This window comes from Umezawaea sp. NPDC059074 (assembly GCF_042738955.1).
GTDB lineage: Bacteria > Actinomycetota > Actinomycetes > Mycobacteriales > Pseudonocardiaceae > Umezawaea.
Map to the genome: position 1 here is coordinate 1 of NZ_JBHYHC010000174.1, position 16,557 is coordinate 16,557.

Here is a 16,557-nt window from a genome sequence, read left to right on the forward strand (position 1 = left end):
TAAAATTGGAGATCGGGCAGGGCTTTGGGGCACTGCCTTTTGGCCCGATCAAGGCCGAAATAAGGGGTCCCCAAGTCAAATCGGCCACACCACGACGCAAATCGCCCGGTGACCACGCTGGAACCACCAGCCGCCCGGCGACCACAACGGCACCGGCGGCCAGAGGGGATGAAACCATGTCCCAGTGCTCCCCGACCTGAACGCCACCCTCACCTCCGGCCTACGCGACGCCTTCCACTCCGCCGGCTACACCACCGACGGCGTCCTCACCGCCCTGGGCGGCCAAGCCCACGCCGCCATGACCCGAGGCGAACCGGAACCCGCCCGCCGAGCCGCCCAGGACTCCGGCCCTCTCGGCACCCTGATCCGCCTCTTCCTCCTAGGCGACGCGCTCCCGAAGCCGGAAGCGGAGGCAGCGTTCAAGTCCATCGACCTCGACACCCTGATCACCGCCGAAGTCCTCCGCCCGACCGAGGACGGCCTCCGAGCCGGCCTGGACATCCGCCCCCACGACGACTGGTGGGTCATCGCCGACCTCGACGCCGACCAGCGCGGCGGCCCGGTCCCGAGCGACCACGTCCTCGGCATCGGCCAGGCCTCGATCAGCCTCGCCCGAGCCACCGCCCGCCGTCCCGTGGACACGCTCCTGGACCTCGGCACCGGCTGCGGCGTCCAGGCCCTCCACGCCTCCCGCCACGCGCGGAAGATCACCGCCACCGACCTCTCCACCCGCGCCCTCGCCCTGGCGAAGGGCACGTTCCTGCTCAACGGCCTCGACGTGGAACTCGGCCAGGGCGAGTGGTTCGGCCCCGTGGCCAACCGCCGCTTCGACCAGGTCGTCTGCAACCCGCCGTTCGTGGTCGGCCCGCCCCGCGTCGACTACACCTACCGCGACTCCGGTCTCGGCGGCGACGACGCCAGCGCCCTGGTCGTCCGCCAGATGCCGTCGTTCCTGAACGAGGGCGGCGTCGGCCAGCTCCTCGCCTCCTGGCTGCACCGCAAGGGCGAGGACTGGGCCGACCGCGTGTCCTCGTGGCTGCCCCGCGGCGGCGTCGACGCCTGGTTCGTGCAGCGCGACATCGCCGACCCGGCCCTGTACGTCGGCACCTGGCTCCGCGACGCGGGCGTGGACCCGCGCTCCCCGGAGGGCCGCGAGAAGGCCGCCGTGTGGCTCGACTGGTTCGCGAAGAACGACGTCGAGGGCATCGGTTTCGGCTTCGTGACGCTGCGCCGCACCGACGGGGCGCACGCCGAGGTCGTCTGCGAGGACCTGCGGCACGCCTACGTGGACCCGCTGGGCCCCGAGACGTCGCTGTGGCTGGACCGGGTCGACTGGCTGCGGGCGAACGGGTCGGCCGAGTCGCTGCTCGCCACCCGCTTCGAGGTCCCCGAGTCCGTGCTCCTCGAAGAGGTGTCCTCCCCGGCGGAGGAGGGCTGGACGGCCCTCGTGCGCCGCCTGCACCGCCAGGACGGCCCCGGCTGGCAGCACGAGCTGGACGAGGTCGCCGCGGCCCTGCTGGCGGGCTGCCGGGGCGCCCTGCCGCTGGAGGACCTGGTGACGCTGCTGGCGTTCGCCCACGACGAGCCGGTCGAGGGTCTGATCGCCAACGCCCTGCCCGTGGTCCGCGACCTGGTCCGGCACGGCATGTTGAGGCCCGTGTGAGAGCAGTTGTGGCGCGAGTCACACAGGCGAGCGTGACCGTGGACGATCTGGTCGTCGGCGAGATCACCGAGCCGGGCCTGTTGGTGCTGCTCGGGGTGCGTGTCGACGACGACGCGGCGATGGTTCCGGTCATGGCGCGGAAGCTGCACGAGCTGAGGATCCTCACCGGCGAGGAATCGTGCGCGACGACGGGTGCGCCGCTGTTGGTTGTGAGCCAGTTCACGCTCTACGGCGAGACGCGGAAGGGTCGCCGTCCTTCGTGGACGGCGGCCGCCCGGCCCGAGCACGCCGAGCCCTTGATCGAGGGAGTGGTGCGGGAACTGCGGCAAAAGGGTGCTCGAGTCGAAACAGGACGGTTCGGCGCGATGATGTCGGTACGGAGCGTGAACGACGGACCGTTCACCGTATTGGTCGAACTCTAGGACGCTCTCAGGAAATCCTCAGCATTGCGCGCGCAACGGGTGTGACGGCGGAGACGTCTTCCTGTCAGGGAGTCGGGAACGAAATCGCATTCCGACGCGTTTCCCAAGTGTCCAGCCGGCAAGCGATGGGTACCCAGCGGGCCCCGACGCCGAAAGGCTCACTGCGCAGTGCAGCGCAGGTGTGTGACGCAACCGCACGCCAGCCCGCGACAAAGGGGGAGGGAGTTCCATGACCGTCCCGAGGGTCTTCGACCGCGAGGTCGACACCACCATCAGCCACATCAGCCCCGCCGAACTCGACCTGGACGCTCAGGGTCCGGCAGCCGATCTCGTTCGAGTCTACCTGAACGGAATCGGCAAGACCGCCCTGCTCACAGCGGCGGAAGAGGTCGAGCTCGCGAAGCGCATCGAAGCCGGTGTCTTCGCCCAGCACATGGCCGAGACCGCCAAGCGCCTGTCCCCCACGCGTCGCGAAGAACTGCGCGCGCTGGTGCGGGACGGCCACGTGGCAAAGAACCACCTGCTCGAAGCGAATCTCCGTCTCGTCGTTTCGCTGGCCAAGCGATACACGGGTCGCGGAATGCCTCTCCTCGACTTGATCCAGGAAGGCAACCTGGGCTTGATCCGCGCGGTGGAGAAGTTCGACTACACCAAGGGCTTCAAGTTTTCGACCTACGCGACGTGGTGGATCCGCCAAGCGATCACCCGCGGAATGGCGGATCAAGGACGCACCATCCGCCTTCCCGTCCACCTGGTGGAACAGGTGAACAAGTTGGCGCGGATCAAGCGCGATCTGCACCAGCAGCTCGGTCGGGAAGCCACGACGGAGGAGTTGGCGAAGGAATCGGGCATCAGCGCCGAGAAGGTCTCCGACCTGCTCGACCACGCCCGCGACCCGGTAAGCCTCGACATGCCGGTCGGTGCCGAGGAGGACGCCCCCCTGGGCGACTTCATCGAGGACTCCGACGCCACGGACGCCGAGAGCGCCGTCATCTCCGGTCTGCTCCAGGACGACCTGCGCCGGGTGCTCTCGACGCTGGACGCCCGCGAGCAGGCGGTCATCCGGCTGCGGTACGGCCTGGAGGACGGCCAGCCGCGGACGCTCGACCAGATCGGCAAGCGCTTCGGGCTCTCCCGCGAGCGGGTGCGCCAGATCGAGCGCGAGGTCATGTCGAAGCTCCGCCAGGGCGAGCGGGCGGAGAAGCTCCGCGCCTACGCGAGCTGACTCACCCGATTGGCCGCGTTGACTTGTGATCCGAGTCACGGCACGGTCTTGCTCTACACAGACCCTGCGGTTACCCCCACCTCATCTCGTGGGGGCGAGCCGCATGCCAAGGAAGGTCGGGGCGGTCGGGGGCCGGCCCGGCCTTCCGCTTTTCCGAACGCCGGCCTTGAAGTCCGCCGCTGAGCGCCCCTGGAACCGTTCCCGGCTCTCACCGGCGGCCGGGACTCCACTCGGCCCCGCCAAACGTCCACAGCCCCCTTCACGGCCACGGACGCCCCACACCACGCGTCACCCCCCGATGTCGGCGCGTAGTCACCCCCGGCCGCGCGGAGCAAGACGCGAATCACATCCCGATGGCGCTGCCACGGCCGGACGATCGGATACGGTCGTCGGATTCCGAAGCGCGCAAGGGAGCCCGCCGACGTGCCCACCACCACGTTCCAGTACACCGACGTCCTCCCCTTGGCGAAGGACACCACCACCGAGTACCGCCTGCTGACCGCCGACGGCGTGAAGGTCGTCGAGGCCGCGGGCCGGACGTTCCTGGAGATCGCCCCGGAGACGCTGACGCTGCTGGCGAAGGAAGCGATCCGGGACATCCAGCACCTGCTGCGCCCGTCGCACCTCGCCCAGCTGCGCGCGATCGTGGACGACCCCGAGGCGAGCGGCAACGACCGCTTCGTCGCGATGGACCTGCTGCGCAACGCGAACATCGCCGCGGGCGGCGTGCTGCCCATGTGCCAGGACACCGGCACGGCGATCATCATGGGCAAGCGCACCGAGGGCGTGCTGACCGGCGGGACGGACGAGGAAGCGCTGTCGCGCGGCATCTTCGACGCCTACCAGGAGCTGAACCTGCGGTACTCGCAGATGGCGCCGACGTCGTTCTGGGACGAGAAGAACACCGGCACCAACCTGCCCGCGCAGATCGACCTGTTCACCGCGCCCGGCACGGAGCCGAAGTACGAGTTCCTGTTCATGGCCAAGGGCGGCGGCAGCGCGAACAAGACGTTCCTCTACCAGGAGACGAAGGCGCTGCTGAACCCGAAGCGGCTGGCCACGTTCCTGGACGAGAAGCTGCGCTCGCTCGGCACCGCAGCGTGCCCGCCGTACCACCTCGCCGTGGTCGTGGGCGGCCTGTCGGCCGAGCAGAACCTCAAGGTCGCGAAGCTCGCGTCCGCCCGCTACCTGGACGACCTGCCGACCGAGGGCTCGCCGCTGGGCCACGCGTTCCGCGACACGGACCTCGAGCAGCAGGTCTTGGAGCTGACCCGCAACTTCGGCATCGGCGCGCAGTTCGGCGGCAAGTACTTCTGCCACGACGTCCGCGTGATCCGCCTGCCCCGGCACGGCGCGTCCTGCCCGGTCGGCATCGCCGTGTCGTGCTCGGCGGACCGCCAGGTCAAGGCGAAGATCACCGCCGAAGGCGTGTTCCTCGAGCAGCTCGAACGCGACCCGGCGCACTTCCTGCCCGACGTCGAGGACGAGCACCTGTCCGACGAGGTCGTGAAGATCGACCTGACCCTGCCGATGACGGAGATCCGCGCCGCGCTGTCCGCGCTGCCGGTGAAGACGCGGGTGTCGCTGACCGGTCCGCTGGTCGTGGCGCGGGACATCGCGCACGCCAAGATCAAGGAACGGCTCGACGCGGGCGAGGGCATGCCCCAGTACTTGAAGGACCACCCGGTCTACTACGCCGGTCCGGCCAAGACGCCCGAGGGCTACGCCTCCGGCTCGTTCGGCCCGACGACCGCGGGCCGGATGGACTCCTACGTCGAGGAGTTCCAGGCCGCGGGCGGGTCGCTGGTCATGCTGGCCAAGGGCAACCGCTCCAAGCAGGTCACCAACGCCTGCGAGGCGCACGGCGGGTTCTACCTCGGCTCCATCGGCGGCCCGGCCGCGCGGCTGGCGCAGGACTGCATCCGCAAGGTCGACGTGCTGGAGTACGCCGAGCTGGGCATGGAAGCCGTGTGGAAGATCGAGGTCGAGGACTTCCCCGCGTTCGTCGTGGTCGACGACAAGGGCAACGACTTCTTCTCGGAGACGTCCGCCCCGCTGTTGCAGGTGTCGTTCCGGAGGTAGGGAAGGAGGGGCTCGCGAAAGCCCCTCCTCACTCCTACGCCGCGTCCTGCCTGGCTTCCAGCACGATTCGACGGTCGGCCAGCGGGGCCTTCAGGGTCACGGTGAGCGGGACGTCGCGGATCTCCTGGGTGCACACGGTGCCGCCGCTGGGCGCGTAGTACGTGGTGACCAGGGTGATCGAGATCTGGTCCGCGGCCTCCGCGGTGACCTCGGCGCTCGCGGTCTTGCAGCCGCCCGCCTGGCCGACCACCAGCAGCGTCTTGCCGTCCGAGGTGACCTGCACCTGCGTCTTGTACGTCTCCGGCAGCACCGTGCCGTCGACGCGCGCGGGCGGCACGTCGGACGAGCCGCCGGGCAGCGGGAGCGCGGACGACTGCGGCGGCTGGGTCGGGACCTGGCTCTGGCCGGGCGGGCGGACGTTCGACGACGGCAGCGTGGCCGACCCCGGCGGGAGGCCGGAGGCCGACGGCGAACTCGACCTGCTCGACGACGGGGACGAAGCTGTGCTGGACGACCCGGCCGACCCGAAGACCTGGGTGTCGCTGCCGCACCCCGCCAGCGCGCAGAGTCCCACGGCGAGGGCGACGAGCACCTTGGCGTTCCTCATATCGCAAGGACGGTACAGGCGGGCGGCCGGTTGCAGGACGGGCCGATCCTGACAAAGCAGGACAGGAAAACGCCCGGCCGACGGGGGGACGTCGGCCGGGCGTCGGGTCTTACCCGGTCTGCCGCTACTTGGTCTGCCGCACGGTCAGCACGACGGTCCGCTCGCCGAGCGGCGCGTCGAGCTTCGCCGTCAGCGGCGGGAACCGGATGTCCATGGTGCACATCTGCTGCTCGGCGGGCAGCGTCTCGACCAGTTCGACGTGCACCGACGTGGCGGACTGCTCGGCGACCTGCGCGGTCACCTTGCTGCACCCGCCTTCCTGGCCGATCACGCCGATGACCGCGCCGTCGCCCTCGGTCCACACCGAGACCGGGTACTGCTCGGGCAGCGCCGCCGCGTCGACCTTGGTCAACGGCACCTGGGTGCCGCCGTTGGGCGGCGGCTCACCCGGCGCGATGTCCGGTGCGCTCGGCGCCGTGGACGACGGCGGGGCGGACACGCTGAGCTGGGGGTCGGTGCCTCCGGAACCGGCGCCGACCTGGGACTGGGTGTTCGCGCAGCCTGCGACCAGCAGCATCAGGACGCCTGCGCCTACCGCGGTTCCTAGGCTTCTCATGTGACAAGGACGGAGCAGCCCGGCCGTCGGGTTGCTCCGTCCTGTTCACAGTTACCTCTTCAGGTGGTCCTTGATCCCGGCGACCGCGTGGCGGAGCGCGTCCAGGCGCGGCTGGGACGCCAGTCCGGCGTGGTAGAGGTGGAACTCCTCCACGCCTTCGGCGGCGTACCGCTTCCACTCCTCCAGCAGCGCCTCGCCGTCGACGGCCTTCGGCGGCAGCGCGAGCACGTAGCTCGCGAGACGCGCGTCGGGTCCGGCGACCTCGCGCAGCGCGCGGATGCCGGGGGTGGCCGCGTCGACACCGGCCCAGCAGAACACCGTGAGCACGTCGACGTCCGCGTCCACGGCGGGCGCGACGGTGGCGAACGGGCCGGTGGCCCACTCGTCGCCCGTGGCGTGCAGGGCGATCCGGATACGCGGAGCCCGCTCCCGCACCAGCGCGACCAGCGCTCGGCGCAGGTCGCGGACGATGCCCGTGCGGACCGCGGACACCGGCTTCGCCAGGTCTCCCAGCGCCTCCTCGACGCTCGGCACGCCGGCGTCCACGGCCGCGCGCACGGTGGCGCGGAGGTCGTCGACGTCGAGGCCCGCGTCCTGGTAGCGCACGGCGCACACGACGCAGAAGCACAGCGACAGCAGCTTCTGCTGGACCGGGTTCCAGTCCGCGCCGTCGGTCTTCTCGTGGTGGCCGCCGTGGAAGAAGCCGAGCGGCCCGCACGCCTCCAGGACGATCCCGTCCGGGCGGCCGAGGTCGAGGACCTCGGTCACCAGGGTGGTCGCGTACTCGACCACGTCGAGGTTCGCCGTGCACAGCGCGTACGGGTAGCGGTCCCCGAACGCGTTGACAACGTTGACATCCGGGTGGAGGTCCCCCAGCCGACTGCTGTGCGTCAACACGGTCCACGCGTAGACCGGCAGTCCCACGGCCCGCAACGCGTCCGCCGCCGCCCCGAAGGAGTTGTCCCCGTCCACCCAGGCCGGTTCGGCGGGCACGAGCCGCCTGCCGTCCCAGGCCTCGTCGCGGACCGGGAGGTAGAACGCCGCGTGCCGCGCGTCGACCATCCGGTGCTCCGGGTGCAACGGGGTCGCGGCGCGCACCGTGTGGTACGAGGCGGCCAACGCCACCGCGTCCACGCCGAGGTCCGCGTACCGTTGTGCCGCAAGGGGATCGCCTATGACGTCCCACGGGTACACGTGCGCGATCGAGGTCACCACCGCGGTCGCCTCTTCTCGTACGTGGGCTCGAACTTCTGCATGTAGCCGGTGTCGTCGCGCTGGACGATCCCGCACGTGCGGTAGTTCTCCGCCAGCCGGGCCAGCGCGTCGCGGTCCAGCTCCACGCCCAGACCGGGGGTGGTCGGCACCGGCACGGCACCGTCCACGAAGGTCAGCACGCCCGGCACGACGACGTCGTCGTCCTTGTTCCACGGGTAGTGCGTGTCGCACGCGTACTTCAGGTTCGGCGTCGCGGCGGCGAGGTGGGTCATCGCGGCGAGGCTGATCCCGAGGTGCGAGTTGGAGTGCATCGACAGGCCGATGCCGAACGTCTCGCAGATCGCCGCCAGGTTCCGCGACCGGCTGAGCCCGCCCCAGTAGTGGTGGTCGGACAGGACGACCTGCAACGCGTCGATCTTCACCGAGGGGGCGATGTGCTCGAACGCGACGACGTACATGTTGGTGGCCAACGGCATCGACGCCTTGGCGGCCACCTCCGACAGGCCTTCGAGGCCCGGCGTCGGGTCCTCCAGGTACTCGACGACGCCGTCGAGGGCCTCGGCGACGCGGATCGACGTCTCCACCGACCAGGCGGCGTTCGGGTCGAGCCGCAGCGGGAGGTCCGGGAAGGCCTCGCGCAGCGCCAGGATCGCCGCGATCTCCTCGTCGGGCGGGAACACGCCGCCCTTGAGCTTGATCGAGCCGAACCCGTACTCGTCGATCAGCTTGCGGGCCTGCGCCACGACACCCGCGGGGTCGAGGGCCTCGCCCCACTGGTCGGGCTCCGCGCCGGGGTGCCCCGCCCACTTGTAGAAGAGGTAGGCGCTGTACGGCACGGAGTCGCGGACGGCCCCGCCGAGCAGGTCCGACACCGGGCGGCCGAGGGCCTTGCCGCGGATGTCCCAGGTCGCCACCTCGAACGGCGAGTACACCCGGTCCACGGTGCCCTCGGCGGTGAGCGTGCCGGTGAGACCGTGCCGGTCGTCGCCCGACTCCCCGCCCAGCACCTGCGCGACCTTCGCGTGCATCACGTTGAGCTGGTGCACGTCCAGCCCGATCAGGGCGGGCGCGACCCGGGTGAGCTTGGTCAGGTGGCCGAGGTCGCCGTAGCTCTCGCCGAGCCCGGAGATCCCCTCGTCGGTGTGGACCTCGACGATCGTCCGCAGCGCCCACGGCTCGTGGACGCCCGCGGAGTTCAGCAGGGGCGGGTCGCGGAAGGCGACGGGGGTGATGGTGATGTCGGTGATCCTCATACCGCCAACGCCCTCCCGGCCGCGATGATCCGCTCCAGCTCCTCGACGTGCTCGTCCGTCGGGTCGAGCAACGGCGGCCGCACGCCACCGGCGTCCAGGCCCCCGAGCTTGACCGCGGCCTTCACCAGCGCGACGGCGTAGCCGGGCACCCGGTCGCGCAGCTCGACCAGCGGCACGAAGAACTCGCCGAGGTAGCGGCGCACCAGCTCCGTGTCGTCGTCCTGCACGGCCTGGTAGAAGCCGAGCGAGATGTCCGGCGCGAACGCGAACACCGCCGAGGAGTACAGCTCCACGCCGATGCCGCGGTACGCGGGCACCGTCAGCTCGGCGGTCGGCAGGCCGTTGAAGAACTGGAACGGCTTGTCCACGCGCGCCCGCACGGCGAGCACGATCCGCTGGAGCTGGTCGATGTCGCCCAGGCCGTCCTTGAAGCCGATGACGGTCGGCAGCGACGCGACCTCCACGGCCGTGTCCGGCGTGAAGACCGCGTTGTTGCGCTGGTAGACGATCACCGGCAACTCGGTCGCGGCCGCGACGTCGGCGACGTAGCGGACCAGGCCCTTGGCGGGGTTGGTGACCAGGTACGGCGGCAGCAGCAGGAGCCCGTCGGCTCCCGCCCTCGCGGCCGCCTCGGCGAACTGCCTGGCGATGGGCAGCGGACCGCCCGCACCGGCGAACACCGGGACCCGACCCGCCGTGGCCTCCACGGCGACGGCTACCGCGCGCTCGAACTCGTCGAGGCCGAGCGCGTGGAACTCCCCCGTCCCGCAGGCGACGAAGACCGCGCCCGGACCCGCCGAAACGCCGTGCTTGACGTGCTCGGCGAGCACGTCCTCGGCGATCGCCCCTGTCGGGTCGAACGGCGTGACCGGAAAGAACAGCACCCCATCGAGTTGCATCAGACCTTCATCCCTTGATCGCTCCGGTGGTGATCCCACGCAGGAAAGACTTCTGCAGCGACAGGTACACGACCAAACTCGGCACCAGCGCCAGCAATGCTCCGGCCAGAACGATTCCCGGCCCGACTTCTTGGTCGGATCTCAACGACAGCAGGGCCACGGTGAGCGTGTAGTCGGAAGGATCGTCGGCAACGATCAGCGGGAGCAGGTACTGCTCCCAGATCATGTTGAACCCGAACACGGCCACCACGCCGAGCGCGGGCTTGACCAGCGGCAGGATGATCTGCGCGAAGATCCGGAACTCCCCCGCCCCGTCGACCTTCGCGGCTTCCTCGAGCTCCATCGGGATCTCCTTCATGAACTCCGTCATGACGAAGATGGAGAACCCCCAGGCCCCCAGCGGCAGGATCACGCCGAGCAGGGTGCCCTTCAGGCTGACGTGCAGCAGCGGGAGGTCGCCGATCACCAGGGACAGGGGGATGGCGATGACCTCCTCGGGCAGCATCATCGTGGTGAGGATCAGGAGCAGCATGAGCGCCTGCCCCCGGAACTTCTTGCGCGCCAACGCGTACGCGGCGAACACGCTCACCGAGAGCTGGAGCAGGAGCCCCCCGCCCGCGATGATCAGCGAGTTGGCCAGGTAGCTCCAGATGCCCTTGTCGCCCGCTTCCTCGAAGTTGATCATCGAGGGCTTGTTGGGCAGCACGGACAGCTGGGTGGGGTCGGGGTTGTTGTCGAACGCGCCGGAGAACACGGTGATCAGGGGTCCGGTGAAGAGCAGGACCGCCCCGACGCTGAGCACGATCCGGATGGACCTGCTCAGCCACGCCGAACGACCGGTCGACCACCCGAGCGCGGTGTCGCACTGGTCCGCCACACTCACTTGGCCTCCCTCCGCCGTCGGTACAACTGGACCACGACCGTCAACGCGAACGTGATCAGGAAGAGCATCACCGAGCCCGCCGAGGCGACGCCGATCTCGTTGCGCTCGAAGGCGACGGTGAACACGCGGGTCATCCACACGTCCGTGGAGCCCGCGGGCCCGCCGCCGGTGAGGACGTAGACCTCGGTGAACACCCGCAGGCCGCGGATGGACGCCAGGGTCAGCAGGATCGTGATCACCGGGCGCAGCGCGGGCAGCGTGACGTGCCGGATGCGCTGCACCGTCGTCGCGCCGTCGAGGGCGGACGCCTCGTACTGCTGGCGGTCGATCCCCGCGAGTCCCGCGAGGATCAGCACCATGTCGTACGGGGCGCCCTTCCAGATGCCGACGAACATGACCGACGCGAGCGAGGTGTCCGGGCTGTCGAGGAACGTCCACGGGCCGAGGCCCACGATCGACAGCACCGAGTTGATGAAGCCCTCGGGGGCCGGGAAGAACAGCAGCCGCCAGATCTCGCCGATGACGGCCGTCGCGGCGACCACGGGCAGGAAGACCGCGGACCGGACGAACCACAGGGACTTCGCGTGGCCCTCCAGCAGGAGGGCCAGCGCGAAACCGATCACCATGGAGCCGATGGTCTGGCCGAACGCGAGGACGAGCGTGTGCCCGATCGCGTCGCGGAACCGCTCGTCGCCGAGGATGCGGACGTAGTTGTCGAGCCCGACCCACAGGTCGCCGAGGAACGGCCGAACCTGGTACAGGCTCAGCCGGATCCCCTCGACCATCGGCACGTACTTGAAGACGACGAAGATCAGCACGGCCGGGGCAAGGAACAGCCACGGCGTGAAGCTGGATCCCGTGAGGCGACGCCGGTGGCGCCGCCTCACGGGGTGGGAGCCGGCGGCACCGCCGCCACTAGCCGCCGATCCCACGTCTGTGGTGCCGCGGACGGGATTCGAAACCGTCACTTGGCCATTCCCTGTGTCTGCAGCTCCTTCTTCAGGTTCTCGGCCAGCTTGCCGAGGTCACCCTTCGAGTCGGGGCCGCACGTGGAGAAGATGGAGTTGAGCGTCTCGGAGAACTGCTGCCGGAACGGCTGGAAGTTCGGCACGCTGGGGAACGGCCGGGCGCTGTCGGAGTACACCTTCGCGGTGGTCGCCCAGCGCGGGTCGTTGTAGACCGCGTTGACGTCGACCTTGCTGTTGACGGGGAGCCGCACCACGGGGGTGGGGTCGCCCTTCATGCCCGCCGTCTGCGCCTCGGCGCTGATCAGGTACTCGGCCAGCTTCTTCTGCGCGTCCGCCCGCGGCGAGCCCGCCATCAGGTAGATGTTCTCGCCCTCGCCCAGCACGGTGTCGCCCGCCGGGCCCTTGGGGGCCGCGATGACCTCGTACTTGTCCTTGCCGAGGTTCTTGTCGAACCGGCCGAACATGTACGGGCCGGTCTCGTAGATGCCGGTCTTGCCGGTCTCGAAGAACGCGTGCGCGTCGTTCGTGCCGGTGGTCAGCGCGCCGGGCTGGATCAGCTTCGGGTCGCCGCAGAACGACTTCTTCAGGAAGTCGACGGCCTTCACGGTCTCCGGGGAGTCGACCGCGACGGTGAACTTGTCGCCGTCCTGCTTGAGGATGTCGCCGCCGCCCTGCCAGATGTAGCTCGCGGCCCACCAGCCGAGGTAGCCGCGGTCGGTGGTGCCGGGCACGAGCATCCCGTAGGTGTCGGCCTGGCCGTTGCCGTCCGGGTCGTCCTTGGTGAACGCGGTCGCGAGGTCGAGCAGGTCGTCCCACGTCTTCGGGACGGGCTTGCCGAGCTTCTCGCGCCAGTCCTTGCGGATCAGCGTGACCATGGCCTGCGTGGAGAACGGGATCGCGTAGTACTTGCCGTCGGAGGCCTTGCCGTTGTTCCAGGCGCGCTCGACGACGTCGCCGCCGCCCGCGATGGAGCCCTTGTCGATCTCGCCGACGAGGCCCTGCGAGGTGAACACCCCCAGCGAACCGGTGTCCGTGACGACCAGGTCGGGCAGGTCCTTCGACGCCGCGCGCTGCTGGATCTGCTTGTCGAAGTCCGCGAAGATCGGCTTGTAGTCGACCTTCACGCCCGTCTTGGCCTCGAAGTCCGCGAAGATCTTCGTGTAGACCTTGGCCGTCGCCTCCGTGCTGCGCGTCCAGACCTCGAACGGCGCGTTCGGGTCCTGTGCGACACCAGGGGCGCTGCCGCTGCTCGACGGCGTCGCCGACGAGCCACATCCAGCGAGCACTGCACCCACAGCGGCCAACGCGACAGCCGCGGTGGCGGACCGGGAACGGGGCATTTCACTCTCCTCGGTATGTTCACATCCGTGAAACGGAGTCGTACTTGTGAACCTGATGCCGGACTGTAAGAATCGCCACAGCAACGTGTCAAGAGCGTGTTGCCGGAATGTTTCCCTGGAGGACCTGGTGACCGAGGCCGCTTCGCCCACTCGCCCTGGTGCGGTGAAATCCGCCGACCGCACCGTTGAGCTGCTGGAAGTCCTGTCGGCGTCGGACCGCAGACTGACCCTGACGGAGCTCCACCGGGAGCTCAGCTACCCGAAGTCGAGCCTCTACATGTTGCTCCAAACGCTCGTGAACCGAGGCTGGGTCGAGGTCGAGCCGGACCGCGGCACGTACGGCATCGGGGTGCGGGCGCTGCTCGTCGGCACGTCGTACCTCGACCACGACCCGGTCGTGCGCGCCGCGATCCGCGTGATGGAGCAGGTGCGGCAGACCGTGAACGAGACCGTCCACCTCGCGCGCCTCGACGGCGCCGACGTGGTCTACCTCGCCAGCCGCGAGTCGGAGCACCACCTCCGGGTCGTCTCCAGGGTCGGCCGCAGGCTGCCCGCGCACTCCACCTCGCTGGGCAAGGCGGTGCTGTCCACCCGCACCCCGCAGGAGGTCGACGCGCTGCTGCCTGGCGAGCTCAAGCCGCTGACGGCGAACACCGTCGTCGAACGCGGCCCGCTGCACGCGCAGCTCGCCGGGTTCCGCGCGCTGGGCTACGCCCACGAGCGCGAGGAGAACACCCCCGGCCTCGGCTGCTTCGCCGTCGCGCTGCCCTACCGCAACCCCGTCCTCGACGCCATGAGCTGCTCGGTCCCGCTGGGCAGGCTCGACGAGGACCACGAGCGCCAGGTCATCGGCGCCCTGCTCGACGCCGCCCGCACCATCACCGAACTGCTGCGCCAGTTCGGCCGCTGAACCGTCCACCCAGCACACCCGGAGGGGTCCGACCCGTGACCGCACGAATCCTGATCACCGGCGCCGCCGGTGGGCTCGGCACGCTCATGCGTCCCAGGCTCGCCGAGGGCGACCGGGTCCTGCGCCTGCTGGACATCGCCGACATCCCGGCGGCGGGCGAGGGCGAGCACGTCGAGGTCGTCCAGGGGTCGGTGACCGACATGGCCGCGATGGAAGCGGCGATGGCGGACGTGGACGCCGTGATCCACCTCGGCGGCCACAGCCTCGAACAGCCGTGGGCGCAGATCCTGGACGTGAACATCAACGGCACGCACGTCGTGCTGGAGGCCGCCCGCCGCGCGGGCGTGAAGCGCGTGCTGCTGGCCAGCTCCAACCACGCCGTCGGCTACACCGAGCGCGCCGACGGCAACGCCGACGACTACCTGTTCCCCAAGCCCGACACGTACTACGGCGTCAGCAAGGTCGCGATGGAAGCGCTCGGCAGCCTCTACTCCGACCGCTACGGCATGGACGTCATCGCGATCCGCATCGGCTCGTGCTTCGAGAAGCCGCGCGACGCGCGGATGCTCGCGACCTGGCTGTCCCCCGACGACGCGGCCCGCCTGTTCGAGGCGTGCATCGCCGCCCCGAACCCCGGGTTCCGGGTCGTGTGGGGCGTCTCCGACAACACCCGGCGCTGGTTCTCGCTCGACGAGGCGTACGCGCTGGGCTACGAGTCCAAGGACGACGCCGAGGCGTACGCGTCCGAAGTGGACGCGCCGGACCCGTCGTCCCTGGCGCAGAAGTACCTCGGCGGCGTGTGGTGCGGCCCCGATTTCGACACCGCGGTGAAGGAGGCAGGTCAGTGATCGTGCAGGGCTACAACCCCCGGACCGGCGAGGCGATCGGCGAGCCCGTGGCCAAGACGACCGACAGCGAGGTGGACGGGATCGCGTCCGCCGCCGCGGCGGCGTTCGAGGTCTGGTCGGCGACTCCGGCGGCGGAGCGGGCGGTGGTGCTGGAAGCGGTCGCTGACGCGTTGGACGCTGAGGCCGAGTTGCTGATCGCGACCGCTGATGGTGAGACGGCGCTTGGTGTGCCGCGGTTGACGACGGAGTTGAAGCGGACGACGAACCAGTTGCGGTTGTTCGGGGAGGTGTTGCGGGAGGGTAGTTATGTCGAGGCGACGATCGACTCGCCCGACCCGGACATCATTCCGCCGCGGCCCAACCTGCGGCGCGTGCTTCGTCCACTGGGGACGGTGGCGGTGTTCTCGGCGTCGAACTTCCCGTTCGCGTTCTCGGTGGCGGGTGGGGATACGGCTTCGGCTTTGGCGTCGGGGTGTTCGGTCGTGGTGAAGGCGCACTCGGCGCATCCCGGTACTTCTCGGGAGACTGCTCGGGTCGTGACGGCGGCTCTGGCTGCGGCTGGAGCTCCTGGTGGGGTGTTCGGGATCGTTTACGGGACGCACGCCGGGGTTGCGTTGATCCAGCACCCGCTTGTTCGGGCGGTCGGGTTCACGGGGTCCACCGGTGGTGGGCGGGCGTTGTTCGACATCGCTCAGGGGCGGCCGGATCCGATTCCGTTCTACGGTGAACTGGGGAGTGTGAACCCGGCGGTGGTGCTGCCTGGGGCCGCTGCTGCTCGGGCTTCGGAGTTGGCGACGGCGTTTGCGCAGTCGTTGACGATGGGGGTTGGTCAGTTCTGCACGAACCCCGGGTTGTTGTTCGCGCCTGCGGAGTTGGTGCCGTTGTTGGGTTCGGCGGTGGCCGCGAGTCATGGCGGCGCGATGCTGAACGAGCGGATGTGCGATGCGTACCAGTCGTCCACCGATGCGATGGCTTCGGGTGATCTGGTGACCGAGGTGTCGGTTGGCGACAAGCCCGCTGAGGGGTGGAGTGTCGCGCCTCGGTTGTTCACCGTGTCGTTGGCGGTGTTCGCGGAGAACCTCGAGAAGTTGACCGAGGAGCACTTCGGGCCTGCTGGGTTGGTCGTGACTTACGACGACCCGGCGGAGTTGTTGGGTGTGCTGGCTCAGTTGCCGGGGACGTTGACTGGGACTGTGCACGCGGATCCTTCGGATCACGAAGTGGCCGGGCAGGTCGCCGAGGTGCTTCGGCGGGTGGCCGGGCGGTTGGTGTTCAACGGGTGGCCGACCGGGGTGGCGGTGGCTTGGGCCATGCACCACGGTGGGCCTTGGCCGTCCACGACGAACCCGTTGCACACGTCGGTGGGGGCTACGTCGATTCGGCGGTGGATCGCGCCGGTGACGTACCAGTCTTGGCCGGACGCGTTGTTGCCGGACGAGTTGAAGGACGCGAACCCGTTGGGGATTCCTCGGCGGGTCGACGGCGTTCTCGGCACGCACTAGGACCCCGGCAGGCCTCTGTTCCCCCGAGACGGAGGCCTGCCGTGTTTTAGTGGTCCGGTGTTTGGGGGGCTAACCCCCGATTGCGCCAATTATCCCACCCTCTTTCGTCTTGTCAAGGCTGGAA

The 16,557-nt window shown here is 69.6% G+C and carries 15 protein-coding genes; 7 read left to right on the plus strand and 8 right to left on the minus strand.

Translation table 11 applies throughout. The features are described 5' to 3' along the window. Nucleotides 1-184: 184 nt before the first annotated feature. From ACFWW9_RS41840 to ACFWW9_RS41855, 4 genes are all read left to right on the plus strand, one after another. Nucleotides 185-1,663, plus strand: a complete 1,479-nt coding sequence (locus ACFWW9_RS41840; protein ID WP_390388500.1) for a methyltransferase — start codon at nt 185-187, stop codon at nt 1,661-1,663. Beyond that, entirely contained in the window at nt 1,660-2,085 is a 426-nt protein-coding gene (gene dtd, locus ACFWW9_RS41845; protein ID WP_390388501.1) for a D-aminoacyl-tRNA deacylase, read from the plus strand. The genes ACFWW9_RS41840 and dtd overlap by 4 nt, the downstream gene beginning before the upstream one ends. 229 nt (nt 2,086-2,314) lie before the next feature. After that, nucleotides 2,315-3,310, plus strand: a complete 996-nt coding sequence (locus tag ACFWW9_RS41850) for a sigma-70 family RNA polymerase sigma factor (protein ID WP_390388503.1) — start codon at nt 2,315-2,317, stop codon at nt 3,308-3,310. Between the two features lie 423 nt (nt 3,311-3,733). After that, the gene (locus tag ACFWW9_RS41855) at nt 3,734-5,392 is read left to right on the plus strand and encodes a fumarate hydratase (RefSeq protein WP_390388504.1); all 1,659 of its coding nucleotides are present in this window, start codon (nt 3,734-3,736) and stop codon (nt 5,390-5,392) included. A gap of 34 nt (nt 5,393-5,426) precedes the next feature. On the opposite strand, the gene ACFWW9_RS41860 is transcribed toward ACFWW9_RS41855, so the two are convergent. From ACFWW9_RS41860 to ACFWW9_RS41895, 8 genes are all read right to left on the minus strand, one after another. After that, nucleotides 5,427-5,999 (minus strand): hypothetical protein, encoded by a 573-nt coding sequence (locus tag ACFWW9_RS41860; RefSeq protein ID WP_390388506.1) that lies wholly within the window; start codon nt 5,997-5,999, stop codon nt 5,427-5,429. Nucleotides 6,000-6,123: 124 nt separating this feature from the next. Further along, the gene (locus ACFWW9_RS41865; protein ID WP_390388507.1) at nt 6,124-6,615 is read right to left on the minus strand and encodes a hypothetical protein; all 492 of its coding nucleotides are present in this window, start codon (nt 6,613-6,615) and stop codon (nt 6,124-6,126) included. Nucleotides 6,616-6,666: 51 nt separating this feature from the next. Further along, a complete protein-coding gene (locus tag ACFWW9_RS41870) occupies nt 6,667-7,830 on the minus strand; it encodes a hypothetical protein (RefSeq protein WP_390388508.1) in 1,164 nt (387 codons plus the stop codon). After that, on the minus strand, nt 7,824-9,083 hold the full coding sequence (locus tag ACFWW9_RS41875; protein WP_390388510.1) for a glucarate dehydratase family protein: 1,260 nt from the start codon (nt 9,081-9,083) through the stop codon (nt 7,824-7,826). Before ACFWW9_RS41875 ends, ACFWW9_RS41870 begins: the two co-directional genes overlap by 7 nt. Next, on the minus strand, nt 9,080-9,982 hold the full coding sequence (locus ACFWW9_RS41880; RefSeq protein WP_390388511.1) for a 5-dehydro-4-deoxyglucarate dehydratase: 903 nt from the start codon (nt 9,980-9,982) through the stop codon (nt 9,080-9,082). Before ACFWW9_RS41880 ends, ACFWW9_RS41875 begins: the two co-directional genes overlap by 4 nt. 7 nt (nt 9,983-9,989) lie before the next feature. After that, nucleotides 9,990-10,865: a carbohydrate ABC transporter permease gene (locus ACFWW9_RS41885; protein ID WP_390388513.1), complete on the minus strand. Its 876-nt coding sequence runs from the start codon at nt 10,863-10,865 to the stop codon at nt 9,990-9,992. Next, a complete protein-coding gene (locus ACFWW9_RS41890; protein WP_390388514.1) occupies nt 10,862-11,683 on the minus strand; it encodes a carbohydrate ABC transporter permease in 822 nt (273 codons plus the stop codon). Before ACFWW9_RS41890 ends, ACFWW9_RS41885 begins: the two co-directional genes overlap by 4 nt. 146 nt (nt 11,684-11,829) lie before the next feature. After that, a complete protein-coding gene (locus ACFWW9_RS41895; protein ID WP_390388516.1) occupies nt 11,830-13,173 on the minus strand; it encodes an ABC transporter substrate-binding protein in 1,344 nt (447 codons plus the stop codon). Between the two features lie 163 nt (nt 13,174-13,336). On the opposite strand from ACFWW9_RS41895, the gene ACFWW9_RS41900 reads away from it, so the two are divergent. Genes ACFWW9_RS41900 through ACFWW9_RS41910 form a run of 3 tightly spaced genes read left to right on the plus strand, consistent with a single transcriptional unit; the run spans nt 13,337 to nt 16,433 of the window. Further along, nucleotides 13,337-14,083: an IclR family transcriptional regulator gene (locus tag ACFWW9_RS41900; RefSeq protein WP_390388517.1), complete on the plus strand. Its 747-nt coding sequence runs from the start codon at nt 13,337-13,339 to the stop codon at nt 14,081-14,083. A 35-nt stretch (nt 14,084-14,118) separates the two neighbouring features. Beyond that, complete coding sequence (locus tag ACFWW9_RS41905; protein ID WP_390388518.1) at nt 14,119-14,931, plus strand: NAD-dependent epimerase/dehydratase family protein; 813 nt, start codon at nt 14,119-14,121, stop codon at nt 14,929-14,931. Next, nucleotides 14,928-16,433, plus strand: a complete 1,506-nt coding sequence (locus ACFWW9_RS41910; protein ID WP_390388520.1) for an aldehyde dehydrogenase (NADP(+)) — start codon at nt 14,928-14,930, stop codon at nt 16,431-16,433. The genes ACFWW9_RS41905 and ACFWW9_RS41910 overlap by 4 nt, the downstream gene beginning before the upstream one ends. Nucleotides 16,434-16,557: the final 124 nt, after the last annotated feature.